Raw genomic sequence first — 527 nt, 5'->3', positions numbered from 1 at the left:
AGGCTTACTGTAGGATTTCAAGCTACCTGCAGACCATGGCAAGCCAGGGGATCAATCCTCTTGTCGCTATCCAGTTGGCATTGGCAGGAACTCTGCCTGATGCCGAAGAATAGGGGTGAGTAGTTACACAAGATCAATATTTCCACCAGCATCAACAAGAAGAAAATCAACCCTCCTTGTCGCTCCGGAATAAGAGTCATGAATAGGTGGTTCAGGAAATGCCCCAATATACTTTGGATTGAGTATTTGAAAAATGTCTACTATTTCTGTTTGCCAGCGCCTCTCTGAGTAAGGCACCTCATCATTCAGTATTTCTTTAAGTTTACGCGATATCGTTTCAAATTTGTGTGTCTCAAATTCAGCGATAGATGGAGCAACAATTTCAATGCGCAAATCACCCCAGGGCAAGCGCACGAAATTTTTAGCTAGCAAGCACACTACCAAGAAACCGATTGTCGCAGGCTGCTCTGAATTGTTTTTGTTTGATACTCATTTTGGTTTTCTCTCGTTGTAGCAGATTACGAGCT

1 protein-coding gene is annotated in these 527 nt (G+C 43.3%); it reads right to left on the bottom strand.

What is annotated here, in order from left to right:
* Positions 1-123 precede the first annotated feature (123 nt).
* A complete protein-coding gene (locus JWJ90_RS22900; protein ID WP_205229516.1) occupies positions 124-432 on the bottom strand; it encodes a hypothetical protein in 309 nt (102 codons plus the stop codon).
* Between the last annotated feature and the right edge of the window lie 95 nt (positions 433-527).

Origin of the sequence: Desulfobulbus rhabdoformis, assembly GCF_016919065.1 — a bacterium.
Classification (GTDB): domain Bacteria; phylum Desulfobacterota; class Desulfobulbia; order Desulfobulbales; family Desulfobulbaceae; genus Desulfobulbus; species Desulfobulbus rhabdoformis.
Note: the sequence above shows the minus strand (reverse complement) of the source record. Positions and strands in the feature narration are given on the sequence as shown.